Origin of the sequence: Kitasatospora sp. NPDC053057 (assembly GCF_044546945.1) — a bacterium.
Classification (GTDB): Bacteria; Actinomycetota; Actinomycetes; order Streptomycetales; family Streptomycetaceae; genus Kitasatospora.
Window position 1 is genome coordinate 33,846 of the sequence record NZ_JBITZP010000003.1, and the last position, 26,420, is coordinate 60,265.

The window sequence follows — 26,420 nt, forward strand, 5'->3', positions numbered from 1 at the left end:
AGGGACGGGCGGCCGCGGGCGAATCAGTCACGGATAGGTAGGGGGGTGCGTAGGTTCCCGCCCGTGGATACGTAGCCGTTCCCCTGGGGGCGGCGCCGGCCGGCTCGATAGGGTCGGGGGCATGCTGTACGGGAGGGAACACGAACAGGCCGCCGTCGACGGTCTGTTGGCGCAGGCGCGGGACGGACGCAGCGGGGCGCTGCTGCTCCGCGGCGAGGCGGGGATCGGTAAGACCGCCCTGCTGGACGACGCCGTCGCACGGGCCGGCAAGGCGTTCCGGGTGATCCGGGCCGCGGGCGTCGAGTACGAGGCCGAACTGCCCTTCGCCGGGCTGAGCCTGCTGCTGGCGCCCGGCCTGGACCGGCTGGACGTCCTGCCCGGGCCGCAACGACGGGCCCTGGAGGCGGCGTTCGGGCTCGGCGACGGACCGGCCGTGGCGGAGCCCGCAGCAACGGAACCCGCAGCAACGGGACCCGCAGCAACGGGACCTGCAGCAACGGAACCCGCAGCAACGGAACCGGCCGCCGGGCCCGCCGACCGGCTGCTGGTCGGCCTCGCCACCCTCGGGCTGCTCGCCGAACTCGCCGCTGACCAGCCCCTGTTGTGCGTGCTCGACGACGTGCAGTGGCTCGACCGAGCCTCCCTGGACGCCCTGCTGCTGGCCGCCCGGCGCCTCCAGGCCGAAGGCGTCGCCCTGCTGCTCGCCGCCCGCACCGAGGGCGGCGCCCCGGCCGAGCGCCGACTGGGCCTGCCCGAACTACGGGTGACCGGCCTGGCCGAGGCCGACGCCACCCGGGTGCTGACCGAACGGGCCGGCCCCGACCTGCCCGCCGCCGTCCGCGACCGGCTGCTCGCCGAAGCCGCCGGGAACCCGCTCGCCCTCACCGAACTCCCCGTCGCCACCGGACCGCAGGCGCACACCGCGAGCGGCCTGCCGCTCACCAGCCGGCTGCTGATCGCCTTCCACGGGCAGGTCACCGGCCTGCCCCCGGCCACCCAGACCCTGCTGCTGGTCGCCGCCGCCGAGGAGAGCGGCGAACTCGACGTCGTGCTGCCCGCCGCGTCCGCGCTCGGCGTCGGCGCCGAACACCTCACCCCCGCCGAGGAATCCGGCCTGGTCACCGTCACTCCCGACCGCCGGATCGCCTTCCGCCACCCGCTCCTGCGCTCCGCCATCCTCCAGCGCGCCCCGCACCACCAGCGGCTGACGGTCCACCGCACCATCGCCGAGGCCCTGCCGGAGGGCGACCGCCGCACCTGGCACCTCGCCCTCGCCGCCACCTCCCCCGACGCCGCCCTCGCCGACGCGCTGGAGCGCACCGCCGTCCGCACCGGCCGACGCGGCGGCCACGGCGGCGCTGCCGCGTACGAACGGGCCGCCAGGCTCACCCCCGACCGCGACGGCGCCACCCGCCGCCTCGTCCTGGCCGCCGAAGCCGCCACCGAGGAAGGCGAGTTGGCCCGGGCCGAAGCACTCGCCGACGAGGCCGCCGCCCGTACCGACAGCCCCCTCGCCCACGCCCTGCTGGACCAGGTCCGGGCCACCGCGCACTTCTGGCGCGGCTCGTACCCGACGGCCTACCGGCTGCTGCTCGACGCCGCCCTCGCCGTGGACGGCGCTGCCATCGAACCCGCCTACGCCGCCCGGATGCTGGTGCAGGCCTTCCACGCCGCCTGGTACGCGGGGGAGGAGCCGGTGGCCGACGTGCTCGACCGGCTCGCCGCCCTCCCCCTGGCCGCCGACGACCCCCTCGCCCCGCTCGCCCGCTACCTGCCCGCCGCCGTCCTCCCGGCCCTCGGCCGGCCCGCCGACGCGCTGCCGGCCGCCCGCGAGGCCGTCGATGCGGCCCGCCGCGCCGGCGCCGAGAGCCCCGCCGACCTGGTCCAACTCTGCGGCGCCACCCTCGTCCTCGGCCGCGACGAGGAGACCGTCGACCTCGGCAGCGAACTGGTCGCCGAGGCCCGCGCCAAGGGCGCCCTCGGAGTGATGCCCACCCTGCAGTTCTTCCTCGCCGAAGCCGAGCTCTTCCACGGCCGCCACGCCGACGCCGAACTCACCGCCACCGAGGCGCTCGCCCTCGCCCAGGACACCGGCCAGCAGCAGTGGGTCAGTCAACTCAGCGCACTGCTCGCCTACCTGGCCGCCCTCGACGGCCGCACCGAACGCTGCACCGAACTGGCCACCACCTCCCTCGCCACCACCGGCCCGCAGACCGCCGCACCCGCCGCCGGCCACCCCTGGGCCCAGTGGGCGCTGGCCCTGCTCGACCTCGGCCAGGGCCGCGCCGCCGGCGCCGCCGACCGCCTCCACGCCCTCACCACCGGCCCGCACCGCCACCACGTCAGCGCCACCCGGGCCGTCCCCGACCTGGTCGAGGCCGCCGTCCGGCTCGGCACCCAGGAGCGCGCCGCCGAACCCTACGAACGCTTCGCCCGCTGGACCGCCGCCGCCGACCGCCCCTGGGCCGAAGCCCTACGCCTGCGCTGCCAGGCCCTGCTCGGCCCCGACGAACTCGCCGAACCCGCCTACCGCGCCGCCCTCGACCTCCACGCCACCTCCCACCGCTCCTTCGAACACGCCCGCACCGCCCTCCTCTACGGCGAATGGCTCCGCCGCACCCGCCGCCGCACCGACGCCCGCCCCCACCTCACCGCAGCCCTGGAAACCTTCGACCGCCTCGCCGCCCACCCCTGGTCAGCCCGCGCCCGCACCGAACTCTCCGCCACCGGCACCCCGGCCCCCCAGGCCCCCCTCACCCCCCTGAACTCCCTCACCCCTCAGGAACTCCAGATCGCCCGCCTGGCCGCCCAGGGCCTCACCAACCGCGACATCGCCGCCCAACTCTTCCTCAGCCCCCGCACCGTCGCCCACCACCTCTACAAGGCCTACCCCAAACTCGGCATCACCTCCCGCACGGCCCTCCCCACCGTGTTCTGACCTGCGTGGAACGACTCGGGGCCCTGCCGAACAAGTCGGCAGGGCCCCGATCCTTTTACTCCTCGGCGTCGACGTCGTCGTCTGGAACGTCTGGGGAATGCTTCCACCCCGGCGAGTAGTGCTCTCGGTGGTAGGCCAGATGATCTCGGTCTATCTGATGGTTCGCGGCCTCGCGCAGCTTCCCGATCGGGCTACCTGCCGCATGGTCGGTAACCATCAGGTCGTCTCCAATGGTCAACATGCCGAAGTCGAACAGCGCATGGTGGTTCGGGCAGAGGCAGAGCACATTGCCGGTGACGTCGGGACCGTCGTGTGGCTGACCCAGCCCGCGAATGTGAGCCGCCTCTGCGTAGGCGCCCGTCGGCGTTTGAAGGCGGATCCCGCACACCTGGCAGGTGAAGTCATGGGTCTGCTTCACGAAGTTCGCAACCTTGGTGCTGCGTACGACCCTTTGGACCATCGCTTCCGTGCGGGTCGGCTTCTCCTGACCAACAGGCTCCACGAGTAGCGGCTTTGGCGCTGTTCCTACTGCAGAATCGATTCGTTCCAGCCGATAGCGCCAGATGCGGAACTCTGCTTGGCCGTTCTCGTGCCAGGACTGCTCGACACGAAAAAGCCCGTCGTAGCGGTAGCCGGTCGTGGGCGAGTACTGAGGATCTCCCGCCGCCCCGCGGATGACTCGCACCGGCTCCCCAGTGGTCATGCTGGTGACTAGAGCAGCGTTGCCGCGGGTGAGCTCCTGGTGACTGACTTGCTGGCCCGTATTGGGGTCACGACCTCCCTGCCCCGTGTAGACGATGAAGTCGCCATGGTCCTGGTCGTCTTCATAGCCTCCGGAGACGACGATGGACTCGGCACCGCTCTTGGCCGTGCCGCAGATACCCGCCTGCAACGGCCGGTGCACCTTGGCCTTGGAGAGCGCCCGCCGGTTGACGAAGATGCTTCCGACCTCTATCCCAGGCACGGCTCCGAAGCCATCAAAGCCGTCGGGCGGGATGGGGAATGTTCCGTTCGGCAAAGCTCCAGGCCTCTCAGCGTCAAAGAACCGATGTACCAGGGGTCGATGTTCGTATCGCGAAACGCATGCCGACCCGTCGTGGTTCCACCCGTCGAAGCGAGCCATCAGCCCGTGGGACGCCGCCTAGCGAGTCATGCCAGCGGACTTGAGGAGCTTGTGCCAGTAAGGCAGCTCGCGGACTTCGGCTCGTTGGTACACACCGTTCCGTCTCAGCTGCTTGTACGCACAGACAAGCCGCTCGGCCGTTTTTCGGGTCAACGCGGGCACGTCGTTGTCATGGATGTCCTCCCACCGACGGGGCCGCTGGATCCCATTCATCGCAGTGCACCCAGCCGAGGGGCAGCCGGCGAGCGGCCGCCCACACGACCAGGTCAGGAGCGTCTGCCAACAGGTGCCAATGGTGATCACAGCGAGCCCGGAGCATCCCGAGGAATTCGCGCCTGGCCCCCAGCCGCTCCGCGGCATCGAGCGCTTCGCCGAGTCCAATGAGTTGGCTGGCTGGTACGCGCGCATCCCATCGCTCGGTATCCAGAGGTGCAGATGCGCGGTCTGAAGCCGGTGGCCCCCGCATACGGAAGCGGCATGCTCGTCGACCCCTGATGGGCTGGGAACGGCATCGCCACAGCGAAGGAGTTCACCCCTACAGCGGGGCGCTTCGGCCATCAGGTGACGGGCGTCACTGTCGGACGCGTGCGACCCCGGCCATGGGAATTCTTCCGGATGCAACGTCAGAGGGCCCATCGGATCTCTCCGATGGGCCCTCTGCACTGGGTCGGGGTGGCGGGATTTGAACCCACGGCCTCTTCGTCCCGAACGAAGCGCGCTACCAAGCTGCGCCACACCCCGGTCTTTCTGTTTGTCGCTCCGTCTCCTTCGCGACGAGTAGAACTCTACCGGACGCTCGCCGAGACACGAAATCCGGTTTCGCGCGGGCGTCCGGTCGGGTCAGCGGGGGGTGGGGGTGAGGGTGAGGAGGGTGGCTTCCGGGGGGCAGGCGAAGCGGACCGGGGTGTAGCGGTTGGTGCCGCAGCCGGCGGAGACGTGGAGGTAGGAGCGGTGGCCGCCGGCCTGGTGGGTGGAGAGGCCCTTGACCCGGCGGGTGTCGAGGTCGCAGTTGGTGACCAGGGCGCCGTAGAAGGGGATGCAGAGCTGGCCGCCGTGGGTGTGGCCGGCCAGGATCAGCGGGTAGCGGTCGGCGGTGAAGGCGTCGAGGACGCGCAGGTAGGGCGCGTGGACGACGGCGAGGGAGAGGTCGGCGTCGGCGGAGGGGCCGCCGGAGACCTCGGCGTAGCGGTCGCGGCGGATGTGCGGGTCGTCGAGGCCGGTGAACTCGAGGTCGAGGCCGTTGACGGTGAGGCGGCCACGGGCGTTGGTCAGGCCGAGCCAGCCGGCCGCGTCGAAGCCGTCGCGGAGCTTCTCCCAGGGGTTGTGGACGGCGCCACTGATGCCGCGGTTGCCGGTGCCGTCGGGGTTGTTCATGCCGTGGACGCCGCTGCGCATGGCCTGGAGGTAGCGGGCCGGGTTCTTGCGGGCCGGGCCGTAGTAGTCGTTGGACCCGAAGACGTAGACGCCGGGGAATTCCATGAGCGGCCCGAGCGCGTCGAGGGTGGCCGGGACGCCGAGCGGGTCGGAGAGGTTGTCGCCGGTGTTGACCACCAGGTCCGGGCGCAGGCCGGCCAGGCTCTGCAGCCAGCGCTGCTTCTTGCCCTGCCCGCTCACCATGTGGATGTCGGACACCTGCAGGATCCGGACGGGCTTGGCGCCGGGCGGCAGGACGGGGACCTCGACCCGGCGGAGCCGGAAGGCACGTACCTCGTACCCGACGGAGTAGGCGAGGCAGGCGGCGCCGGCGGCGGCGACACCGAGGGGAACGGAGTACAGCGGTCGCATCAGTCCATGCTCTCAGACGGTGGATCAGCTGGTGAACGTCCGGTGGCTCGCTGCGGAAACGGCCCCGCTGCGGGAACGGCCCCCGCTGCGGGAACGGCCCCCGCTGCGGGCTCCTCGGACTCCCGCCGGGCGCGCAGGGCCCGGACCTTGTTGCGGTTGCCGCACCGCTCCATCGAGCACCAGCGCCGCCGCCCGGGCCGCGAGGTGTCGACGAAGAGCAGCCGGCAGTTGTGCGCCCCGCACTCCCGGATCCGGTCCGCGTACGGGCCGGTGAGCAGGGCGATGGCGTCCCGGGCGAGGGTGGAGAGCAGCTGGGCCCCGTCGGCGGGCAGCGGGGCGGCCGCGGTGCCGTCGGGGGCGATCTGCGGGACGAGCGGAGGGTGGGCGGCGGCCCGGTTGAGGGCGGCGTGGTCCGCGGCGGTGCCGGTCGTACCGTGGGCGCGGGCGGCGGCCAGCCGCCAGAGGGTGTCGCGCAGGGTGCGGGCGTCGGCGAGCTGCTCGGCGGTGATCCGTACGGCTCCGACGGGCAGCCGCAGCCGGGAGCGGGGGAGCCAGTCGGTGAGGTCGGACGGGCGGTGCAGGGCCTCGAACCGGGAGAGGTCGCCGGGGCCGCCGGTGGTGAGCAGTTCGAGGCAGAGAGCACCGGGGTCGAAGAGGAAGGCGGTGTCGCCCGGGGTGCTGAGGACCAGGCCGGGCGCGGGGTCCGGTGCTCCGTCTCGATCGGTCATGTAACCAGGGTAAGTGGTTACAGGCCGAACCGGCGGTGCTCGGCACTTAATGGCAAGCGACCGAACGGCGCAGGTGGGAGACTCGTGGCCATGACGACGCTCAAGGCGCAGCTGCAGGAGGACCTCACGGCTGCCATCAAGGACCGGGACGAGCTGCGCTCGTCCACCATCCGGCTCACGCTGTCCGCCGTCACCAGCGAGGAGGTGGCGGGCAAGGCGAAGCGCGAGCTGTCCGACGCCGAGGTGCTCAAGGTGATCACCCGCGAGGCGAAGAAGCGCCGCGAGGCGGCCGAGGCCTTCGACCAGGGCGGCCGGGTCGACCAGGCCGCCCGGGAGCGCGCCGAGGGCGAGGTACTGGCGGCCTACCTGCCCAAGCAGCTGTCGGACGAGGAGCTGGCCGCGATCGTGGCTGCCGCCGTGGCCGAGAGCGGGGCGAGCGGCCCGCAGGCGATGGGCGCCGTGATGAAGCTGGTGAAGCCGAAGGTGGACGGCCTGGCCGAGGGTGGCCGGGTGGCCGCCGCCGTGAAGGCCGCCCTGGCCTGACCGGGACGCACCCGCGCGCAGCGGACCGACGCGCCGAAGCGCAGCACACCGACACGCCCGCGCGCAGAACACCGGACACGCCCGCGCGCAGAACACCGGACACACCGAAGCGCAGCACATCGACACGCCGAAGCGCAGCACACCGACACGCCGAAGGGGCGCCCCCCGGAAGATCCGGAGGGCGCCCCTTCGCCGTTCGTACGGGGGAGAGCCGGTCAGCCGTTGCCGCCGCCGTGCTTGCCGCCGTTGCCGTTCCCGTTGCCGCCGATCATGCCGGGCGGGAGGGTGAACCCTCCTCCTATCACCCCACCGGGGCCGCCGTTCCCGTTCCCCGGGCCGGGCGGCGGGTTCTGGCCCGGCTGCTGCGGCGGCTGGGCGTTCGGGTCGGTCGCCGGGGGGGTGCCCGGCGGGGGCGTGGTCGGTTGGGGGTCCGGGATGTTGGTGGTCTGGATGGGCTCCAGGGGCGTGCCCTTGAGCGCCTGGTTCATCGCCATCTGCCAGATCGGACCGGGGCCGTCGGCGCCGAACACCTCGTCGAAGTGCTTGCCGCCGATGTTGATGTTCTTCATCTTGACGCCGCCGGCCGGGCCGCCGAGCCAGACCGCGGTGGCCAGCGACGGGGTGTAGCCGTCGAACCAGGCGGCCTTCTTCTCGTCGGTGGTACCGGTCTTACCGGCGATCTTGCGGCCGTCGTCGAGGCCGAGGGCGGCCGCGGTGCCCTTCTCGGTCACGTTGAGCAGGACGGTGTTGACCGAGTCGGCGGTCTGCTCGGAGAAGGCCTGGTTGCACTGGGACTGCGGGACCTTGAGCTCCTTGCCGTCGACCGTGGTGATCTTGTTGATCGCGATCGGGGTGCAGTACTTGCCGCGGGCGGCGAAGGTCGCGTAGACGTTCGCCATGGTCAGCGGGGAGAGCTCCAGGGTGCCGAGGACCATCGAGGGCACCTCCTGGAACTGGTCGCCCTTCGCGGACTGGGTGATGCCGAGCTTGTTGGCCATCTGCTTCATCGGGCAGAGGCCGACCTGCTGCTCCATCTCCACGAAGTACGTGTTGACCGAGAGCGCCATGGCCTGCTTGAGCTCGTACGGGCCGACCTCGCCGGCCGACTCGTTCTTGACCGTGGCCTTGGGCTTGTCGGTGTTCTTCCAGGTGCCGTTGCAGGTCGACATCTGGGGGTAGTCGATCTTGTTCTCGGACGGGAACGACTGGGTGTTCGACATGCCCGCTTCCAGCGCCGCCGCGGCCATGATCGGCTTGAACGTCGAGCCGGTCTGGAAGCCGTTGCCGCCGCCCATCGAGGCGTCGACGTTGAGGTTGACGACGGTCTGGTTCTTGTTCGGGTCCAGGCCGTACGGGCGGGTCTGGGCCATCGCCAGGATCTTGCCGGTGCCGGGCTCCATCATGGTCGCCGCGGCCGACACCTGGTCGGTCACGTTGACCTTCTTGGTGACGGCGTTCTGGGCGGCGGCCTGCTTGTCCGGGTCCAGCGTGGTGTAGATGTTCAGACCGCCGGTGTCCCACAGCTTCTTGCGGTCGTCGGCGTTCTTGCCGAAGGCCGGGTCCTGCTTGACCACGTGGCGGACGTAGTCGCAGAAGAAGCCCATGCCGGCCTGGGCGGTGATGCAGCCGTTCTGCGGGTCCTTGTACTTCAGGCCCAGCGGGGCGGCCTTCGCCTCCTTCGCCTGGTCGGCGGTGATGTGCTTGTTCTCGAGCATCTTGTCGATGACCGTGTTGCGGCGCTTGATGGTGTTGTCCGGGTAGCGCACCGGGTCGTACTGCGACGGGTTCTGGACCAGCCCGGCCAGGGTGGCGGCCTCGGCGATGGTCAGGTCCTTGTTGCTCTTGCTGAAGTAGCGCTGGGACGCGGCCTCGACCCCGTAGGCCTGGTGGCCGTAGAAGGTGATGTTGAGGTAGTTGGTGAGGATCTGATCCTTGGTCAGGTCCTCCTCCAGCTTGATCGCGACCTTGAGCTCCTGGATCTTGCGGCCCAGGGTCTTGCGCTGGGCCTCCAGGACGGCGGCCTGGTCGTCGCCGGCCTTCTCCACGTTGACGTTCTTCACGTACTGCTGGGTCAGCGTGGAGGCACCCTGGGCGGCGGTGCCGCTCTCCGCGTTCTTGCCGACCGCGCGCAGGACGCCCTTGAGGTCGACGGCGCCGTGCTCGTAGAACCGGGCGTCCTCGATGTCGACCTGGGCGTGCCGCATGTACGGCGACATCTGGTCGGCGCTGAGGACGGTGCGGTCGCGCTCGTACACCTTCGCGATCAGGCCGCCCTTGGCGTCGAAGATCTGGGTGGCCTGGGTGAGCGGCGGGGTCTTGAAGTCGTCGGGGATGTTCTGGAAGCTCTCCGCCGTGTCCTTGGCGGTCAGCCCCATGGCGCCGACGGCCGGCAGGGCGAGGCCTGCCAGCAGGACTCCGGAGAGCACGCTGACGCCCAGGAACTTCACGCCGTTGCCGACGTGGTCCATCGGTGATCCGCTGCTCTTGCGGCGCGGAGCTCCGGGGTTGCCTGGGGGCTGGGGTGCCGGTGGGCGCTTCGGTGCCATGGGGAGAACCCTACGTCCCCGAATCCCGCACATAGGGGCAGGTGTTCGCCTAGGCTTGTCACAAGCTTGCGACAGCTTCGGTGCGTCAACATCACTCACTCTTGTGAGTGGGAAGACTTGCCCGAATTGCCCGTAATTGCCCCGGATTTTGAGGCGGCTGAGGCCTGCTGTGTTCGAGTGAATGGTTGCGCTCCGTGACGGCGCCTGCGGTGAGAGTGGGGGCCTCCGGCCTGGCAAGGGCCGCGACCTGCGATCACTCCAACGAGTGAGATGACCGATACCCATAGTCCAATCGGGTCATTCGAGATTGAGCCCGAAGGGGCTGTTGCAAGCTGTCCTTCTTCCGTAACGTCCTCAACTGGCAACGGTGAATATGCCGTTGCCGCCGTGGGGGAGCCTCGAATCATCGGGAGAGGACGGCGCCGGCATGGGCTGGGTTGACGACTGGAGTGCGCAGGCCGCCTGCCGCACGAGTGATCCGGACGAACTGTTCGTCCAGGGGGCGGCACAGAACCGGGCGAAGGCGGTGTGCAGCGGCTGCCCCGTCCGTACGGAGTGCCTGGCGGACGCACTGGACAACCGGGTGGAGTTCGGGGTGTGGGGCGGGATGACGGAACGCGAGCGCAGGGCGCTGCTGCGCCGCCGCCCGACGGTCATCTCGTGGCGCAGGCTGCTGGAGACGGCCCGCACCGAGTACGAGGAGTCCCTCGCGACCGGCGTGATACTGACGGACTACGCCCAGGCGGGCTGAACCCGGCGGAGGCAGGCCGGCCGCGTCGGCTCCGTCGGCCCCGGTCGCGTCAGCCGCACCGGCCCCCCGGGGTGCTCACGCCGCGCCGCTGAGCCGCTCCCCGATGGCCCGCAGCCCGTCCAGGTCGTGCACGTCGCCCGGCAGCGCGGCCACCTCCACGATCGGCACGTCCGGGTACACCGAGACGAACCGGTCCCGGGTGCGCCGCTCGCGCCCCATGATCTGCATCCGCTCGGCGTGCAGCCGCAGCAACCCGGCCGCGAGCAGCTCCGCCTCGGGCGAGGAGTGCTCCGAGCCGTTCTCCTCCAGGGCCTCGGCGGCCGCCAGCGCCCGCTCCGCGGTGAGCTGCGGCGCGCCCGTGCTGTGCACCCGGTTGAGCACCAGCCCGGCCAGCGGCATCCGGTCCGCGGCGAGCCGGTCCACGAAGTAGGCCGCCTCGCGCAGCGCGTCCCGCTCCGGCGCCGCCACCACCAGGAACGCCGTGCCCGGCGCCTTGAGCAGCTGGTAGGTGCGGTCGGCGCGCTCGCGGAAGCCGCCGAACATCGAGTCCGTCGCGCTGACGAAGGTCTGCACGTCGGTGAGCAGCTGGGCGCCGAAGATCTTGCCCAGGGTGCCGGTGAGCAGGCCCATCCCGGCGTTGAGGAACCGCATCGCGCTGCGGCCGCCGACCTTGGCCGGCGCGGTCAGGATCCGGATCACCCGGCCGTCCAGGAAGGACCCGAGCCGGTTGGGCGCGTCCAGGAAGTCCAGCGCCGAGCGGGACGGCGGGGTGTCCACGACGATCAGGTCCCACTCCTCGGCGGCGCGCAGCTGCCCGAGCTTCTCCATCGCCATGTACTCCTGCGTGCCCGCGAAGCCGGCCGACAGGGACTGGTAGAACGGGTTCTCCATGATCGCCCTGGCCCGTTCGGGGTCGGCGTGGGCCAGCACGACCTCGTCGAAGGTCCGCTTCATGTCGAGCATCATGGCCTGGAGCTCCCCGTCGCCGGTGACGCCCTTGACCACCCGGGGGGTGTTGTCCAGCTCGGTCAGGCCCATCGACTGGGCCAGCCGCCGGGCCGGGTCGATGGTCAGCACCACGACCTTGCGGCCGCGCTCGGCGGCCCGCAGGCCGATCGCCGCGGCGGTGGTGGTCTTGCCGACACCGCCGGAGCCGCAGCAGACGATGATCCTGGTCTTCGGGTCGTCGATCAGCCCGTCCACCGCGAGCCGACTGCCGGTGCCCCGCACGCCGTCCGACGCTGCGCCGTTGTTCGCCGAAGTCACGCCGCCCCCTGCCGCTTCAGTTCGCCCGCCAGCCGGTACAGCCCGCCGAGGTCCACACCCTCGCCCAGCAGCGGCAGTTCGTACGTCGGGAGCCGCAGCTGCTGCAGGTCGGCGCGCTGCTCGCGCTCCAGCTCGACCCGCTCGGCGTGCTCCCTGGCCTGCTCCAGCAGCGGGTCGAGCAGCGGCTCCACCGCCGCCCGGACCGTCTCCGCCTTGCGCGAGCGGCCCCCCAGCCCGGCCTCGCCGAGGGCCAGCGCCACGTCCTCGCGGTGGTCCCCGTCCACCGCGGCCACCGCCGCCGCGTCCAGCACCGGCGGCCGGACCATGTTGACCATCACCCCGCCCACCGGGAGCTTCGCCTCGCGCAGCTCCGCGATGCCGTCGACCGTCTCCTGCACCGGCATCTCCTCCAGCAGGGTGACCAGGTGCACGGCGGTCTCCGGCGACCTCAGCACCCGCATCACGGCCTGCGCCTGGGTGTGTATCGGGCCGATCCGGGCCAGCCCGGCGACCTCGGAGTTGACGTTCAGGAACCTGGTGATCCGCCCGGTCGGCGGGGCGTCCATCACCACCGCGTCGTACCGACGCCGCCCGTCCGGACCCTTGCGGCGGGCCGCCTCGCAGGCCTTGCCGGTGAGCAGCACGTCCCGCACGCCGGGGGCGATGGTGGTGGCGAAGTCGACGAAGCCGACCTTCTGCAGCGCCTTGCCGGCCCGGCCGAGCTTGTAGAACATCTCCAGGTACTCGAGCAGCGCCTGCTCGGTGTCGATCGCCAGCGCGAGCACCTCGCCGGCGTGTGCCCCGCCCGCGGGCGCCTCCCCGGCCGGAAGCCCCAGCTGGGGGCGGGAGACCGAGGCGATCCGGCGCTCCTCGTACGGGAGCGCGGCGATCCCGAACAGCTCGGCGATGCCCTGCCGCCCCTCGACCTCGATCAGCAGCACCCGTCCGCCGTCGGCGGCCAGGGCCAGGGCCAGCGCGGCGGCCAGCGTGGTCTTCCCGGTGCCGCCCTTGCCGCTGACCACGTGCAGCCGGACCCCCTCCCAGTCGGGGTCGCGCCGGGCCGCCTGGCCGGGGGTGCGTGCCACGCTGCGTCTCCGTCCGTCTCCGTCCCTACGGGCGTCCCCTCCCGCGAGGTGCCCCTGCCGGGGGTGCCCGCGCGCGGACGGGGTGTCCCTCCATGAGGGTGCCCTCTCGCGAGAGTAACCAGGGAGCGCTCCCGATGCCCGGAGCACCCGGGGTGCCAGGACTGAATCATGCCCCCTTTGTGCCTCACCTCACACGCCGGTCGGCGGGCGGCGGCGATCGCCGGGACGGCTCGTCTAGAGTCTGGCCATGACCAAGTGGGAATACATGACGGCGCCCCTGCTCGTGCACGCCACCAAGCAGATCCTGGACAACTTCGGCGAGGACGGCTGGGAGCTCGTCCAGGTCGTGCCGGGCCCGAACCCGGAGCAGCTGGTGGCCTACTTCAAGCGGGAGAAGAACGCATGAGCCAGGTCGAGTCGAAGCTCGCCGAGCTGGGTCTGACCCTGCCGCCGGTGGCCGCCCCGGTCGCCGCGTACGTGCCGGCCGTGCAGTCCGGTGAGTTCGTGTTCACCTCCGGCCAGCTGCCGGTCGTCGGCGGCAAGCTGCCGAGCACCGGCAAGGTCGGCGCCGAGGTGTCTCCGGAGGAGGCCAAGGAGCTCGCGCAGACCTGCGCGCTGAACGCCCTGGCCGCCGTGAAGTCCGTGATCGGCGATCTGGACCGGATCGAGCGGGTCGTGAAGGTCGTCGGCTTCGTCGCCTCCGCCCCCGACTTCACCGGCCAGCCCGGGGTGATCAACGGCGCCAGCGAGCTGCTCGGCCAGGTGCTGGGCGAGGCCGGTGTGCACGCCCGCAGCGCGGTCGGCGTCGCGGTGCTGCCGCTGGACGCCCCGGTCGAGGTCGAGATCCAGGTGCGCGTCAAGAGCGCCTGAGTGTGATCGCGGAGGCGGGGTTGGGCCTGTCCAACCCCGCCTCCGTGCGCTTAGCATCCGGGCATGGACCATCGAGCAACGACGCTCCCGATGCCGCCCGGCTGGCCCGCCCGGATCCGGGCGGTCGACTCCGGCCTGCTCACCCCGGCGGTGCCCAGGCCCGCCGCGACGGTCGTGCTGCTGCGCGACTGCGCCGACGGGCCGGAGGCCTACCTGCTGCGCCGTCGCACCTCGATGGCCTTCGCGGCCGGGATGTACGCCTACCCGGGCGGCGGCGTGGACCCGCGCGACGCCGAGGTCGAGCCCGGCTGGGCCGGGCCGTCGCCCGAGGAGTGGGCGCGCCGCCTCGGGGTGGACGCCCGGACGGCGCGGGCGGTGGTGTGCGCCGCCGTGCGCGAGACCTTCGAGGAGGCCGGCGTGCTGCTGGCCGGCCCGGACGCGCAGAGCGTCGCCGCGCCGCGCGACTGGTCCGTGGAACGGGCCGCGCTGGAGGCGCACGAGCTGTCCCTCGCCGAGTTCCTGCGGGACCACGGGCTGGTGCTGCGCAGCGATCTGCTGGGCGGCTGGGCCCGCTGGATCACGCCGGAGTTCGAGGAGCGGCGCTACGACACCTGGTTCTTCGTCGCCGCCCTGCCGGCCGGTCAGCGCGCGGCGCTGGAGGTCGGCGAGGCCGACCGGGTCGCCTGGCTGACGCCGACCGAGGCGGTCCGGGGCTACCACGAGGGCCGGTTCGGCATGCTGCCGCCGACCGTGACGGTGCTGCGCGAGCTGTCGCCGGTCCGGACCGCCGCCGAGGCGCTGGCCGCGGCCGCCGGGCGGACGTTGGAGCCGGTGCTGGGCCGGGCCGAGGTTCGCGGCGACCGGATGACGGTCCGCTGGCCCGGGTACGACGAACTGACCATCGACGGGGAGTTCCCGGAGGACTCCTGACCCGGGAACTCCTGACACACGAGGACCGACCCGGGATTCCCGACCACCGCTGAAAAGATGCCGATCAGACGACCAGAAAGGACCGATGACCGATGAACCACAACGACGTGGCTCGCCGGACGGCCCCCGAGCTGCCCGCCCGCCGACTGACCCCCCGTACCCCGGCCTGCGACAGCCAGGTCCCGTTCGTCGAGGTCGCCCAGCGTGCACTCGTCCGGGCCCTGCCGCTGCGGGCCCTGCATCGCGACGGCGAGCGTGGCCGGTGAGCGAGCGAATCATCGAGAGGTGCGCGTTGCGGGAAGAGCCCACCGAGCGCAGCGAGGCGGGCGCATGAGCGAGCGAAGCGAGCGAGCCATCGAGAGGTGCGCGTTGCGCGAAGAGCCCACCGAGCGCGGCGAGGCGGGCGCATGAGCGAGCGAAGCGAGCGAGCCATCGAGAGGTGCGCGTTGCGCGAAGAGCCCACCGAGCGCAGCGAGGCGGGCGCATGAGCGGCCTTCTGCCGGGTGACCCCGCCGCCGTGGTCGGCGGCGAGGCCACGTCCCGGGCGCTGTGCGTACTGGCGCCGAACCCGTCGCCGATGACGCTGGACGGCACCAACACCTGGCTGCTCTCCGAGCCCGGCTCGGACCTCGCGGTCGTGATCGACCCGGGCCCGCTGCACGAGGGCCACCTGCGCCGGGTGCTCGACCTCGCCGAGGAGCGCGGCAAGCGGATCGCGCTCACCCTGCTGACCCACGGCCACGCCGACCACTCCGAGGGCGCGGCCCGCTTCGCCGAGCTCACCGGCACCGAGGTACGGGCTCTGGATCCGGCGCACCGGCTGGGCTCCGAGGGCCTGGTCGGCGGCCAGCGGCTGGACGTCGGCGGCCTCGACCTGCGGGTGGTCGCCACCCCCGGCCACACCTCGGACTCGCTGACCTTCCACCTGCCGGACGACGGCGCGGTCCTCACCGGGGACACCGTGCTCGGCCGCGGCACCACGATGGTCGCCCACCCCGACGGCCGGCTCGGGGACTACCTGGACTCGCTGCGCCACCTGCACACCATGGCCTCCGCGCACGGCGTCCGTACCGTGCTGCCCGGCCACGGCCCGGTGCTCGCGGACGCGCTCGGCGCCGTCGACTACTACCTGGCGCACCGGGCCACCCGGCTCGCCCAGGTGGAGACGGCGGTCGAGGCGGGCTGCCGGACGGCCGCCGACGTGGTCGCCCGGGTCTACGCCGACGTGGACCGGGCGCTCTGGCCGGCCGCCGAGCTGTCGGTGCGCGCCCAGCTGGAGTACCTGGAGGAGCACGGGCTGATCCCGGACCAGGACTGACCCCGGACCCGGGGCCGGTCCGGGAAACGCCGAAGGGCCCGTCCGGGTCGGACGGGCCCTTCGCGGTGCTCGGAGCGTCAGCGCGAGCGGCGGGACAGCCGCTCGACGTCCAGCAGGACCACCGCGCGCGCCTCCAGCTTCAGCCAGCCGCGGCCGGCGAAGTCGGCGAGCGCCTTGTTGACGGTCTCGCGGGAGGCGCCGACCAGCTGGGCCAGCTCCTCCTGGGTGAGGTCGTGGGCGACGTGGATGCCCTCCTCGGACTGCACGCCGAAGCGGCGGGAGAGGTCCAGCAGGGCCTTGGCGACGCGGCCGGGCACGTCGGAGAAGACCAGGTCGGACATCACGTCGTTGGTCCGGCGCAGTCGGCGGGCGATGGCCCGCAGCAGCGCGATGGAGACCTCGGGGCGGGCGTGCAGCCAGGGCTGCAGGTCGCCGTGGCCGAGGCCGAGCAGCTTGACCTCGGTCAGCGCGCTGGCGGTGGCGGTGCGCGGGCCCGGGTCGAACAGCGACAGCTCGCCGATCATCTCGCTGGGGCCGAGCACGGCCAGCATGTTCTCGCGGCCGTCCGGCGAGGCGCGGTGCAGCTTCACCTTGCCCTCGGCGACGACGTACAGCCGGTCGCCCGGGTCGCCCTCGTGGAACAGCGACTCACCACGGGCGAGGGTGACCTCGGTCATGGAAGCGCGCAGCTCGCCGGCCTGTTCGTCGTCGAGTGCCGCGAAGAGTGCGGCGCGCCGCAGAACGTCGTCCACGTGCTTCCTCCTTCTCGGCCGTCCGGCGGGTGGGCCGTCCGGCGCAAGTTCCGTTCAGTGTTCTGCATCACCAAGCATGGCGCATGTCGCTCCGATCATATGAGGAGGGGGTGTGTCCGGGTGTGCGGTGCGGGGCCATTCGTACCGGCGGGTCACGGGGCGGGACGCTCGGCGGACGTCGCCCGGTCGAACGTCTGTCCGTTGAGATCGAACAGGGAGTCGCCCACTGCCGTACGGGCCGAGAGGACGGCGTGCCCGGCCCGGTGGGCGCTGGTCAGGCCCGCTGCGCGCAGGGCGGTGAGGTGCTGGGAGACGGCGGCCGGGGACAGCCCGGTCCGGCGGGCCAGCTCGGTGGTCGAGGCCGGGGAGTCGAGCTCGGCCAGCAACTGGGCCCGGGACCGGCCGAGGACGGCGGCCAGCGCGTCGGTGCGCGCCGCCGAGCCGGGCCGCTCCTCCCACAGCGCGGCCGTGCCGCGCGCCGGGTAGACCAGCTGCGGCGGGTCCGGCGGCAGCACCCGGGTGAGCACCCGCGGCCAGGCGAAGGCCGAGGGCACGAGCAGCAGTCCGGCCCCGGCGGTCAGCCGGGTGACGGCGCAGTGCCGCTGCTCCAGCAGCAGCGCGGTGCCGTCCCAGCGGACCGTCCCGTGCAGTTCGTTCAGCATCCGCGCGGTGCCGTGCTCGGCGGCCTGCCGGGAGCGGTGGAAGACGTCCGCCGCCAGCAGCGCCCGGATCCGCGCCCAGTACGGGGCGAGCGCCAGCTCCCAGTACGCCTCGATCTCGGCCGTCAGCCGGGGCAGCTGACCCGCCGGGTCGCGGTGCAGCGGCACCAGCGCGGCCGGCAGCCGGCCGCCGGCCTCGGCGGCCAGGATGTCGAGGTCGGCCCGGACCTGCTCGGAGCCGGTCGCGGTGATCGTGGCCAGCTCCTCGGCGAGCGTGGTCGAGCAACCCGCCGGGGCGGGGTTGAGGAAGTCGGGCAGGTGGCCGTGGGGCGGGACCATCGCGGCCAGCCGGCCCCGGTCCAGCCCGGCGGCGGCCAGCCGGGCGCGCACCTGCCCGGCCCAGCGGCGGTGCAGCGCCGGGACGGGGGAGTGGGCGAGCGCGCGCAGGCTGGTCACCACTTCCTGCATCGGACTGACCGCGAACCGGGTCAGTGCCAAGTCATGGGTGGAGAACTGGAGTTCCGTCCGCATCTGCGGGCCCCCTTCGGAAGATTCGGCCCCAGCTTAATCACTGGTGGCGCGCTCCGGCCGGGGTGAAGGATGCCCGCGTCCCCACCGATCCGTACGAAAGCCGGTGACCAGATATGTCCACCACCCCCGAGGCCCGCGAGCGGGCGCTGCGGCTGCGCGAGCTCGTCGCGGAGGGCGTGCTCGTCCTGCCCAACGCCTGGGACGCGGGCAGCGCCGCGGTCATCGCCTCGGCCGGCGCCCGGGCGATCGCCACCACCAGCGGCGGCGTCTCCTGGTCGCTGGGCCACGGCGACGGCCAGCGGATGGACCGGGCGGCGGCGGTCGAGGCGGCCCGCCGGGTCGTCGCCGCGGTGGACCTGCCGGTCACCGTCGACGCCGAGGGCGGGTACGGGCCGCTGCCCGTCGACGTGGCCGCGACCGTCACCGAACTGGTCGGCGTCGGCGCCGCCGGGGTCAACCTGGAGGACTCGACGGCCGTCGGTGGCCCGCTGTTCCCGGTGGCCGAGCAGGCCGAGCGGCTGCGCGCGGCCCGTACCGCGGCAGCGGCGGCCGGGCTGCCCGAGCTGCTGGTCAACGCCCGGACCGACGTGTTCCTGTTCGGACTGGGCGGGCTCGACGATGTGCTGGTCCGGGCCGAGGCCTACGCCGAAGCGGGCGCCGACGGCCTGTTCGTCCCCGGGCTGCTGGACCTCGACGCCCTCACCGAGCTGTGCCGACGCTCCCCGCTGCCGGTGAACGCGATGGCCGGGGCGGGCGGGCCGAGCGTCGCCGAGCTCGCCGCCACCGGGGTGCGGCGGGTCAGCGTCGGCACCGGCCTCGCCCAGGCCGCGTACACCACGGCCCACCGGGCCGCCGTCGAACTGCTCGGGGCCGGGACGCTGACGGAGCTCGACGGGGCGCTCGGCTTCGGGGAGCTGAACGAGCTGTACTGACGGGGTGTGCAGTCAAGGCTCCAGGAGGCGTCAGCCGGTGAAGCCCAGCTCGGCGAGGCTCTGGACGGGGGTTCAGCGGCTCCGGGGGCTGGTGCCTGTCAGGCGTAAAACTTCAGCAGCTCCGGCACCAGCGCCTCGGCCGCCACCTCGTGGGTCTGGTCGGCCAGCGTCCGGTACTCGGAGCCCGGCACGGCCTCGGCCACCGCGCGGGCGGGGGCCCGCAGCAGCTCCGGGCTGGCGCCGCCGTCCAGGACCAGGGTGGGCACGGCGATGGTGGCCAGCAGCTCGACCGGCACGGTCGCGCCGGTCCGCGCGCCGAGCGCCTCCGCGTCGTACGCCAGGGTCGGCGCGACCGCCTCGAACACCGGCCACACCGGGGCGGAGCGCATCCCGTCCACCATCTCCCCGGGCATCCCCACGAAGGTCATGAAGGCCGCGACGGCATCTCCGCGCCGCCCCTCGGCGAGCGCCGCCTCCAGCTCGGTGACGTACCCGACGAAGCGCTCGGCCTGCCCCTCCTCGGTGCTGAACGGCGGCTCGTAGACGGCGAGTCGGGTCATCCCGACGCCCGCGGCGGCGGCCCGCAGCGCGAGCGCGGCGCCCGAGGAGATGGCGAAGACGGCCGCCGAGCCGCCGGCCGCCGCGATGACGGCGGCCAGGTCCTCGATCTCGCGCTCCACGGCGAACGGCGCGGTGTCCCCGCTGCCGCCGCGGCCGCGCCGGTCGTAGGCCCACACGGTGTGGTGGGCCGAGAGCTGCTCGGCGACCGCGACGCCCGGGTCGAAGGCGCGGTGGCCGATCGCCCCGTCCACCAGCACCACGGCCGGGCCGGAGCCGGTGACGGTGCAGGCGATGGTGGTGCCGTCGGCGGAGATCACGGTGCTCATGGGGTGTTCCTTCTGTCGTACGAGTCGGTCATAGGGGTAGACCGGGGCTCGCCGCAGAACTCATCGCTTCGGCGGAGAAATTTTTCGGCGATCCCGCGAGCAGATGCTTCACGGATAAATTAACTGCTAATCTTTTTCCATGGCCACAACCGCCCAGTTCCGACAGGCACTCCGGGTCGGCCCGCCCGGGGACATCTGGCACAAGCCCGCGCTCAGCGCCGTGGTGACCCTCGGCATCCTCAACCTCACCCTGCTCGCCCTCGGCCGACTCGACCTCGCGCTCTACACCTCGGCCGGCGGCCTCGGCGCGCTGTACGGCCACGGCCTGCCCTACCGCGCCCGGGCCCGGACCCTGGCCGGCGTGCTGCTCGGCACCGTGCTCAGCACCGCCGCCGCCCTCACCGCCGCCGCGCTGACCCGCGACGCCGTGGTGCTGGTCGCGGTGGCGGCCGTGCTCGCCGCGCTGCACAAGCTGTGCTGCGACGCCGCCCGAATCGGCCCGCCCGGCAGTCTGATCATCACCTTCACCACCGCCAGCTGCGCCTTCGTTCCGCAGCACCCCGCCGACCTGCCGCCGCACCTGGCGCTCACCGCGCTCGGCGCCGCACTGGCCTGGCTGGTCTGCATGGCCCCCGCGCTGCTGCGCCCGTACGGGCCCGAGCGGATCGCCACCGCCCGCGCGCTGGAGGCCGCCGCCCGGCTGGCCCGCACTGCGCCCGGCGCCCCGGACGCGGCTGGCCGGACCGCCCTGGTCGGTGCGGTCGACGCGGCCCGGCAGAGCCTCGCCCTCTCCTCCCCGGCCCGGTGGCGCGCCCTCGGCGACGCTCCCGAGCGGCTGCTCGTCCACGCGGAGTCGGCCCTGGCCGCGCCCGCCGAGCCGGTGGCCGCTGACGTCGCCGCTGCCGATGTTGCCGAGCGGTACGCGGCCTGGGCCCGCGACCTGCGCCGGGGCCGCCAGCTGCCGCGGCTCGACCTCACCGAGGCCGAGGCCGCCGAACTGGGCGTCCACCGCCCCGGCCCCCGACCGTCGCCGCGCCAGGCACTGCGCCGGGCGCTGGGGCCCGGCTCGGCGCTGCTGCCGATCGGCCTGCGGGTCGCCGTCGGCTGCGCCGCCGCCGGATGGCTCTCGCTGGCGTTCGGCGTCGGCCGACCGTACTGGGCGGTGGTCACCGCGGCCTCGGTGTTCCAGGCCAACAGCACGCTCTCCTGGCAGCGCGCCATGCAACGGGTGCTGGGCAACCTGATCGGCCTGGTGCTGTTCACCGCCGCACTGCCCGTCGCGCGCTCGGGGCAGGTGGCACTGATCGGGCTGGGGCTGCTGTGCCAGTTCGGCGCGGAGGCGACGATCGCCCGCAGCTACTGGCTGGCCACCGTCTTCGTCACCCCGATGGCCCTGCTGATGACCGAGTTCGCAGGCCTCCAACCCGCCCGGACCCTGGTCGCCGACCGCTGGCTGGACACCTGCGTGGGCGCGCTCACCGGCCTCGCCGCCTGCCTGCTGGTCACCAACCGGCGCACCGCCACCCGGCTGTCCCGCGCCCTGGCCGGGGCCGAGACCGCCACCCGGGCCGCCGTCGCGGCCGCCGCGGCCGTCGGCTCCGAGGCCGTCGGCTCCGAGGCCGCGGCCGCCCGGACTGGGCTGGCCGGCGCCCTGCTGGAACTGCGCGAGGCCGCCGACACCGCCACCGGCGAGTGGCGCCGCCCCGCCCTCCCGCACCAGCGCACCGCCGACACCGAGCAGCACGCCCACCACCTGCTGGCAGCCCTGCTGGAGCGGCGCGGCACCGGAGTACGCGCGGTCTAGGATCGACGGACGGTCGGTCGCGGAACGGGAGCAGCGCACGTGGAGGACGTCGTCGCAGGTGTGCTGCGCCAGTGGGAGCGCGCCTACCCGGGCCTGGACACCGGCCCGATCGCCGTCCTCGGCCGGATCAACCGCTGCGCCGCGCTGCTCCAGCAGACGCCCGACCCGCTCACCCGGGCCGGCCTCACCCGTGCCGAGTTCGACATCCTCGGCGCCCTGCGCCGGGTCGACGTCGAGCTGACACCCACCCAGCTGGCCCGCGAGAGCTTCGCCTCCGGTGCCGCCGTGACCAAGCGCCTGCGGCTGCTGGAGGAGCGCGGGCTGGTCAGCCGCCGCACCGACGACCGCGACCGCCGGGTCGCCCACCTCTCGCTCACCGACGCCGGACGGGAGCTGGTCGACGGCCTGGTCCAGGAGCTCGTCGCCCACGACCGCGCCCTGCTCTCCGGCCTCACCCCCGACGAGCAGGACCGCCTCGCCGAGGCCCTGGCCGGCCTGCTCAACACCCTTGAGGGCACCATCGGCCGCCCGCTGCGGTGAACACCCTCCGGCCGGATCCGATGACCCGCCTCACCCAGCCGGGGCATCGTCCTCATGGTGGCGGTCGGCTTCTTCGTCGCCTCGGTGCTGGCCACGGTCCGCAACCGCGACGGCCTGGGCTACCAACTGACCGCCGTCGCCGTACTGTTGGCGCTGCTCGGCTTCCAACTCCTGCACGCCGGGCCGTGGCGCGCCCCGCGCACCCGGTGGCCGTGGAGCCTGGTCGCCCACGGGGCGCTCACCTACCTGCCGTTCCTGGTCCGCAGTGCGGCCGGCACCACCTCGTCCCCGCGCTCGACGTCGGCGACGACGGTCAGATCGGCCTCGTGCCCGAGCAGGGCGATCAGCCCCTGCCGCACGATGGTCATGTCCTCGGCCAACAGGACCCTGATCATCCGTTCTCCTCCCAGCCGGACCGCCCCCACTGCACAACAGCCGCCCGGGCGGGCCCTTTTTCCGTCCTTGATCGGCCCCAAGCGGTCCGCCGCTCGGCGTAGCCTTCGTGCATGGCAGAGAGCAAGGCCCGGAAGACCGCGACCAAGCCGGCCGCGAAGCAGGCCGTGAAGTCGGCCGTGAAGCAGGCTGCGAAGCCGCCCGTGAAGCCGAGGAAGCCGGAGTCGCACCTGGCGATGGTTCGACGGGCCCGGCGGATCAACCGCGAGCTGGCGGAGCTGTACCCGTACGCGCACCCGGAGCTGGACTTCGAGAACCCGTTCCAACTGCTGGTGGCCACCGTGCTGTCGGCGCAGACCACCGACCTGCGGGTGAACCAGACCACCCCGGCGCTGTTCGCGAAGTACCCGACGCCCGAGGACATGGCGGCGGCGAACCCGGAGGAGCTGGAGGAGGTCATCCGCCCGACCGGCTTCTTCCGGAACAAGGCGAAGGCACTGATCGGCCTCTCCGCCGCGCTCCGCGACGAGTTCGACGGCGAGGTCCCCGGCCGGCTGGCCGACCTGGTGACCCTCCCGGGCGTCGGCCGCAAGACGGCCAACGTCGTGCTCGGCAACGCCTTCGGTGTCCCCGGCATCACCGTGGACACCCACTTCGGGCGGCTGGCCCGGCGGTTCGGCTGGACCACCGAGGAGGACCCGGTGAAGGTCGAGCTGGCCGTCGCCGAGATCTTCCCGAAGTCGGAGTGGACGATGCTCTCGCACCGCGTGGTCTTCCACGGCCGCCGGATCTGCCACTCCCAGAAGCCCGCCTGCGGGGCCTGCCCGATCGCCCCGCTCTGCCCCGCGTACGGGGAGGGCGAGCTTGACCCGGAGAAGGCCCGCAAGCTGCTCAAGTACGAGATGGGCGGCCACCCCGGCCAGCGGTTGAAGCCGCCGTCGGACTTCCCCGGCGAGGCCGCCGCCCGCGCCGACGCGGCCGCCCACCACGGGCGGGTGGCGGACCTGGGGGTGGAGGCGTGATCACCGGAACCATCGAGCGGAGCGGTCTGCCGGGCTGGCTGGAGCCGGTCCGGGACGCGGCCGAGCGGGTGCTGCCGGAGCAGCTGAGCCGCTTCCTGCCGCCGCGCGAGGGCGGTCGGGCGGCAGCCGTGCTGATGCTGTTCGGGGAGGGCCCGGACGGACCGGACCTGCTGCTGATCGAGCGGGCCCGCTCGCTGCGCTCGCACGCCGGCCAGCCGTCCTTCCCGGGCGGCTCGCTGGACCCGGAGGACGGCGACCCGGACGGTCCCGGCCCGATCGCGGCGGCGCTGCGCGAGGCCTGGGAGGAGACCGGCCTGGACCCGGCCGGGGTGCAGGTCTTCGCCGCGCTGCCCCGGCTGTACATCCCGGTGAGCAGCTTCGTGGTGACTCCGGTGCTGGGCTGGTGGCGCGAGGAGTCGCCGGTGCACCCGGTGGACCAGGGCGAGACCGGCGCGGTGTTCCGGGTGACGATCGCCGACCTCGCCGACCCGGCGAACCGGGTCCGGCTGCGGCACCCGTCCGGGCACATCGGGCCGGCCTTCGCGGTCGCCGGGCGGCTGGTCTGGGGGTTCACCGCCGGGGTGATCGACCGGGTGCTGCACCACAGCGGGCTGGAGCTGCCCTGGGACCCGTCCCGGATCGTCGACCTCTCGGACGACGCGCTCGCGCTCGTCCAGGGTGACCTCGAACACTCCCGGGCCCTGCCGGGCAGCGACGCCGACGGCTCGTGACGGGCCGTCGGCGCGGCACGGTCGCGAAGCGTGGGAGGGTGTCGGAGTGAACGTCCTGGATGTGCTGCTGATCCTCGCCGCTGTCGGATTCGCCATTTCGGGCTACCGGCAGGGCTTCGTGGTGGGCGTCCTGTCACTCGTCGGCTTCCTCGGCGGCGGCCTGCTGGCCGTCCAGCTGCTGCCGCTGTTGCTCGACCACCTCAGCCCCGGCACCACGGCCTCGGTGGTGGCCGTCGTGGTGGTGATCGTCTGCGCCGCGATCGGCCAGGCGGTCACCGCCCACTTCGGCTGGAAGCTGCGCGGCCACATCGACCGCCGCCCGGCCCGGCTGCTGGACGCGTCCGGCGGCGCGGTGGTCAACGTGATCTCGATGCTGCTGGTGGCCTGGCTGATCGGCTCCGCGCTGGCCGGGACGTCCCTGCCGACGGTCTCCAAGCAGGTCCGGTCCTCGGCGATCCTCGGCGGTGTCCAGGACGCGCTGCCCGGCGACGCGCCGAACTGGTTCTCCGACTTCTCCAAGGTGCTCGCCCGCAACGGCTTCCCGCAGGTCTTCAACCCCTTCGAGCACGAGCCGATCACCCAGGTCGACACCCCCGACCCGGCGCTGGCCAACAGTCCTGCGGTGGCCAAGGCCCGGCAGAGCCTGGTCAAGGTGGTCGGCACCGCGACCTCCTGCGGCAAGACCCTGGAGGGCAGCGGCTTCGTCTTCGCCCCGCACCGGGTGATGACCAACGCCCACGTGGTGGGCGGCGTCGACGAGCCGACCGTGCAGATCGGCGGCGCCGGCCAGCTCTACGACGCCACCGTGGTCCGCTACGACTGGCAGCGCGACATCGCCGTCCTGGACGTGCCCAAGCTGAACGCGCCCCCGCTCACCTTCGCGGGCGAGGCGCGGACCAACGACAGCGCGATCGTCGCGGGCTTCCCCGAGAACGGCGCCTTCAACGTCCAGCCCGCCCGCATCCGCGGCCGGATCCAGGCCAACGGCCCGGACATCTACCACCGCGGCCAGGTGGTGCGCGACGTCTACTCGGTGCGCTCGCTGGTCCGCCAGGGCAACAGCGGCGGCCCGCTGCTCACCCCGGACGGCCAGGTGTACGGCGTGGTGTTCGCCAAGTCCCTGGACAGCGCCGACACCGGGTACGTGCTGACCTCGGCCGAGGTGCGCGAGGACGCGACCGCGGGCGGCGGCGCGACCACCAGGGTGGACACCCAGGGCTGCGCGCTCTGACGGTCCGGCCGTCGTTCCGGGCCCGGCGCCGCGCATTCTGCCGGTGCGGGATCCGTCGCACCGTCAGTCCGCCCTGGTAGCCTCGGCCGCGCTCACCCGTTCGGCTCAACCGGGTTGCCGTCCCGGAGTGAGTCAACGGGAGGTCGTGGCAGTCCGATGATGGGTCATTCACACGCGGTGAGCGGGGCGATGCTGTACGCGGCCTCGGCTCCGTTCCTGCCTCCGCTGCTGCTGCACACCACGCTGCAGCCGGCGGACATACTGATGGGCACGGTGCTGTGCGCGGGCGCGGCGCTGCTGCCGGACCTCGACCACCACGACGGTTCGATCGCCAACTTCCTCGGCCCGGTCTCCAAGGCGCTCTGCCGCTTCGTGGCCTGGGCCTCCGGCGGGCACCGGCACGCCACCCACTCGCTGCTGTTCGTCGCGCTGATGGGCGGCGGCACCTGGGCGGGCGTCACGTTCCTGGGCCGCTACTTCACCCTCACGGTGACGTTCTTCCTGCTGGCGCTGGCGGTCCGCGCACTGCGGCTCTGCCCGCCGAGCAACGGACCGGAGGCGTGGATCACCGTCATCGGCCTGGCCGCGCTCGGCACCTTCGGGATGAACACCTGGATGCCCAACTCGCCCGGCTGGCTGCCCTACGCGGTCGGACTGGGCACGCTGGCGCACCTGCTGGGCGACTGCCTGACCAAGAAGGGCGCGCCGCTGCTGTGGCCGCACAAGGAGCGCTACGAGATCGTGCTGATCAAGCGCAGCGGCAACAACGTCGAGACCAAGGTGCTGGTGCCGATCATGTCGGTGGCGACCTTCGTCCTGCTGTGGTTCACAGCGCTGTCGCCGACGATCGTGAACTGACGGGCTGACGGCCGGCCGGCGGCTGATTGGTCACCGGTTGGTGACCGGCCGACCGGCTGTCGTCCGGCCCGCCGGAGCGGGGGGGGGGGGGCGGGGGGGGGCCCCCCCCCCGCGCCCCCCCCCCCCGCGGCCCCGCCGCGGCGTGGGCCCGGGGGCAAAATGCGATGTAACCCCCCCCGGAGGCGGGGGGGGGCGGC

Annotated in this window: 25 protein-coding genes and 1 tRNA gene; 15 read left to right on the forward strand and 11 right to left on the reverse strand. The window is 73.1% G+C overall.

Features of this window, described 5'->3' with window-relative positions; genetic code table 11:
* Positions 1–121 precede the first annotated feature (121 nt).
* Complete coding sequence (locus ACIG5E_RS04840; RefSeq protein WP_396531489.1) at positions 122–2,938, forward strand: ATP-binding protein; 2,817 nt, start codon at positions 122–124, stop codon at positions 2,936–2,938.
* A 55-nt stretch (positions 2,939–2,993) separates the two neighbouring features.
* On the opposite strand, the gene ACIG5E_RS04845 is transcribed toward ACIG5E_RS04840, so the two are convergent.
* From ACIG5E_RS04845 to ACIG5E_RS04860, 4 genes are all read right to left on the reverse strand, one after another.
* Complete coding sequence (locus ACIG5E_RS04845) at positions 2,994–3,956, reverse strand: YDG/SRA domain-containing protein (RefSeq protein WP_396531490.1); 963 nt, start codon at positions 3,954–3,956, stop codon at positions 2,994–2,996.
* 772 nt (positions 3,957–4,728) lie between these two features.
* A tRNA-Pro gene (locus ACIG5E_RS04850) sits at positions 4,729–4,802 on the reverse strand.
* A gap of 99 nt (positions 4,803–4,901) precedes the next feature.
* Complete coding sequence (locus tag ACIG5E_RS04855; protein ID WP_396531492.1) at positions 4,902–5,846, reverse strand: metallophosphoesterase; 945 nt, start codon at positions 5,844–5,846, stop codon at positions 4,902–4,904.
* Positions 5,846–6,574, reverse strand: a complete 729-nt coding sequence (locus tag ACIG5E_RS04860) for a CGNR zinc finger domain-containing protein (protein WP_396531493.1) — start codon at positions 6,572–6,574, stop codon at positions 5,846–5,848. Before ACIG5E_RS04860 ends, ACIG5E_RS04855 begins: the two co-directional genes overlap by 1 nt.
* Positions 6,575–6,664: 90 nt before the next feature.
* Between ACIG5E_RS04860 and ACIG5E_RS04865 the strand changes: the two genes are divergently transcribed.
* Positions 6,665–7,117, forward strand: coding sequence for a GatB/YqeY domain-containing protein (locus tag ACIG5E_RS04865; protein WP_396531494.1), 453 nt, complete (start codon positions 6,665–6,667; stop codon positions 7,115–7,117).
* 215 nt (positions 7,118–7,332) lie between these two features.
* Here the strand turns inward: ACIG5E_RS04865 and ACIG5E_RS04870 are convergent, their stop codons facing one another.
* Positions 7,333–9,585, reverse strand: coding sequence for a transglycosylase domain-containing protein (locus tag ACIG5E_RS04870; protein WP_396531495.1), 2,253 nt, complete (start codon positions 9,583–9,585; stop codon positions 7,333–7,335).
* Positions 9,586–10,090: 505 nt separating this feature from the next.
* Between ACIG5E_RS04870 and ACIG5E_RS04875 the strand changes: the two genes are divergently transcribed.
* Positions 10,091–10,414 (forward strand): WhiB family transcriptional regulator, encoded by a 324-nt coding sequence (locus tag ACIG5E_RS04875; RefSeq protein ID WP_030240986.1) that lies wholly within the window; start codon positions 10,091–10,093, stop codon positions 10,412–10,414.
* Positions 10,415–10,489: 75 nt separating this feature from the next.
* Here the strand turns inward: ACIG5E_RS04875 and ACIG5E_RS04880 are convergent, their stop codons facing one another.
* Together ACIG5E_RS04880 and ACIG5E_RS04885 are read right to left on the reverse strand one after the other, a co-directional pair.
* On the reverse strand, positions 10,490–11,680 hold the full coding sequence (locus ACIG5E_RS04880; RefSeq protein ID WP_396531496.1) for an ArsA family ATPase: 1,191 nt from the start codon (positions 11,678–11,680) through the stop codon (positions 10,490–10,492).
* On the reverse strand, positions 11,677–12,765 hold the full coding sequence (locus tag ACIG5E_RS04885) for an ArsA-related P-loop ATPase (RefSeq protein ID WP_396531497.1): 1,089 nt from the start codon (positions 12,763–12,765) through the stop codon (positions 11,677–11,679). Before ACIG5E_RS04885 ends, ACIG5E_RS04880 begins: the two co-directional genes overlap by 4 nt.
* Before the next feature lie 247 nt (positions 12,766–13,012).
* On the opposite strand from ACIG5E_RS04885, the gene ACIG5E_RS04890 reads away from it, so the two are divergent.
* The 5 genes from ACIG5E_RS04890 to ACIG5E_RS04910 all read left to right on the forward strand — a co-directional run bounded on the left by ACIG5E_RS04890 (position 13,013) and on the right by ACIG5E_RS04910 (position 15,883).
* A complete protein-coding gene (locus tag ACIG5E_RS04890) occupies positions 13,013–13,171 on the forward strand; it encodes a DUF4177 domain-containing protein (protein ID WP_094743074.1) in 159 nt (52 codons plus the stop codon).
* Entirely contained in the window at positions 13,168–13,635 is a 468-nt protein-coding gene (locus ACIG5E_RS04895; protein ID WP_396531498.1) for a RidA family protein, read from the forward strand. Before ACIG5E_RS04890 ends, ACIG5E_RS04895 begins: the two co-directional genes overlap by 4 nt.
* Positions 13,636–13,698: 63 nt before the next feature.
* Entirely contained in the window at positions 13,699–14,565 is an 867-nt protein-coding gene (locus ACIG5E_RS04900) for an NUDIX hydrolase (protein ID WP_396531499.1), read from the forward strand.
* Between the two features lie 92 nt (positions 14,566–14,657).
* Entirely contained in the window at positions 14,658–14,831 is a 174-nt protein-coding gene (locus ACIG5E_RS04905; protein WP_396531500.1) for a hypothetical protein, read from the forward strand.
* Between the two features lie 218 nt (positions 14,832–15,049).
* On the forward strand, positions 15,050–15,883 hold the full coding sequence (locus ACIG5E_RS04910; protein ID WP_396531501.1) for an MBL fold metallo-hydrolase: 834 nt from the start codon (positions 15,050–15,052) through the stop codon (positions 15,881–15,883).
* A gap of 77 nt (positions 15,884–15,960) precedes the next feature.
* Here the strand turns inward: ACIG5E_RS04910 and ACIG5E_RS04915 are convergent, their stop codons facing one another.
* Positions 15,961–16,635 carry a Crp/Fnr family transcriptional regulator gene (locus ACIG5E_RS04915; RefSeq protein WP_030288117.1) on the reverse strand — a complete coding sequence of 225 codons (675 nt, stop codon included), beginning with the start codon at positions 16,633–16,635 and terminating at the stop codon, positions 15,961–15,963.
* A 152-nt stretch (positions 16,636–16,787) separates the two neighbouring features.
* On the reverse strand, positions 16,788–17,825 hold the full coding sequence (locus ACIG5E_RS04920; RefSeq protein WP_396531502.1) for a DUF5937 family protein: 1,038 nt from the start codon (positions 17,823–17,825) through the stop codon (positions 16,788–16,790).
* Between the two features lie 113 nt (positions 17,826–17,938).
* Here ACIG5E_RS04920 and ACIG5E_RS04925 point away from each other — a divergent pair, with 113 nt between their 5' ends.
* Positions 17,939–18,757, forward strand: a complete 819-nt coding sequence (locus ACIG5E_RS04925) for an isocitrate lyase/phosphoenolpyruvate mutase family protein (protein WP_396531503.1) — start codon at positions 17,939–17,941, stop codon at positions 18,755–18,757.
* A 98-nt stretch (positions 18,758–18,855) separates the two neighbouring features.
* On the opposite strand, the gene ACIG5E_RS04930 is transcribed toward ACIG5E_RS04925, so the two are convergent.
* Positions 18,856–19,644 carry an alpha/beta fold hydrolase gene (locus ACIG5E_RS04930; RefSeq protein WP_396531505.1) on the reverse strand — a complete coding sequence of 263 codons (789 nt, stop codon included), beginning with the start codon at positions 19,642–19,644 and terminating at the stop codon, positions 18,856–18,858.
* 139 nt (positions 19,645–19,783) lie between these two features.
* Between ACIG5E_RS04930 and ACIG5E_RS04935 the strand changes: the two genes are divergently transcribed.
* Both ACIG5E_RS04935 and ACIG5E_RS04940 read left to right on the forward strand, forming a co-directional pair.
* Positions 19,784–21,448, forward strand: coding sequence for an FUSC family protein (locus tag ACIG5E_RS04935; RefSeq protein WP_396531506.1), 1,665 nt, complete (start codon positions 19,784–19,786; stop codon positions 21,446–21,448).
* Between the two features lie 39 nt (positions 21,449–21,487).
* Positions 21,488–21,988 carry a MarR family winged helix-turn-helix transcriptional regulator gene (locus tag ACIG5E_RS04940; RefSeq protein WP_396531507.1) on the forward strand — a complete coding sequence of 167 codons (501 nt, stop codon included), beginning with the start codon at positions 21,488–21,490 and terminating at the stop codon, positions 21,986–21,988.
* Between the two features lie 242 nt (positions 21,989–22,230).
* Here the strand turns inward: ACIG5E_RS04940 and ACIG5E_RS04945 are convergent, their stop codons facing one another.
* Positions 22,231–22,383 (reverse strand): hypothetical protein, encoded by a 153-nt coding sequence (locus ACIG5E_RS04945; RefSeq protein ID WP_396531508.1) that lies wholly within the window; start codon positions 22,381–22,383, stop codon positions 22,231–22,233.
* A 111-nt stretch (positions 22,384–22,494) separates the two neighbouring features.
* On the opposite strand from ACIG5E_RS04945, the gene nth reads away from it, so the two are divergent.
* The 4 genes from nth (at position 22,495) to ACIG5E_RS04965 (ending at position 26,223) form a co-directional block, all read left to right on the forward strand.
* On the forward strand, positions 22,495–23,403 hold the full coding sequence (gene nth, locus ACIG5E_RS04950; protein ID WP_396531509.1) for an endonuclease III: 909 nt from the start codon (positions 22,495–22,497) through the stop codon (positions 23,401–23,403).
* A complete protein-coding gene (locus ACIG5E_RS04955; protein ID WP_396531510.1) occupies positions 23,400–24,134 on the forward strand; it encodes an NUDIX hydrolase in 735 nt (244 codons plus the stop codon). Before nth ends, ACIG5E_RS04955 begins: the two co-directional genes overlap by 4 nt.
* Positions 24,135–24,180: 46 nt before the next feature.
* Positions 24,181–25,365 (forward strand): MarP family serine protease, encoded by a 1,185-nt coding sequence (locus tag ACIG5E_RS04960; RefSeq protein ID WP_396531511.1) that lies wholly within the window; start codon positions 24,181–24,183, stop codon positions 25,363–25,365.
* Between the two features lie 156 nt (positions 25,366–25,521).
* A complete protein-coding gene (locus tag ACIG5E_RS04965) occupies positions 25,522–26,223 on the forward strand; it encodes a metal-dependent hydrolase (protein WP_396531512.1) in 702 nt (233 codons plus the stop codon).
* Positions 26,224–26,420: the final 197 nt, after the last annotated feature.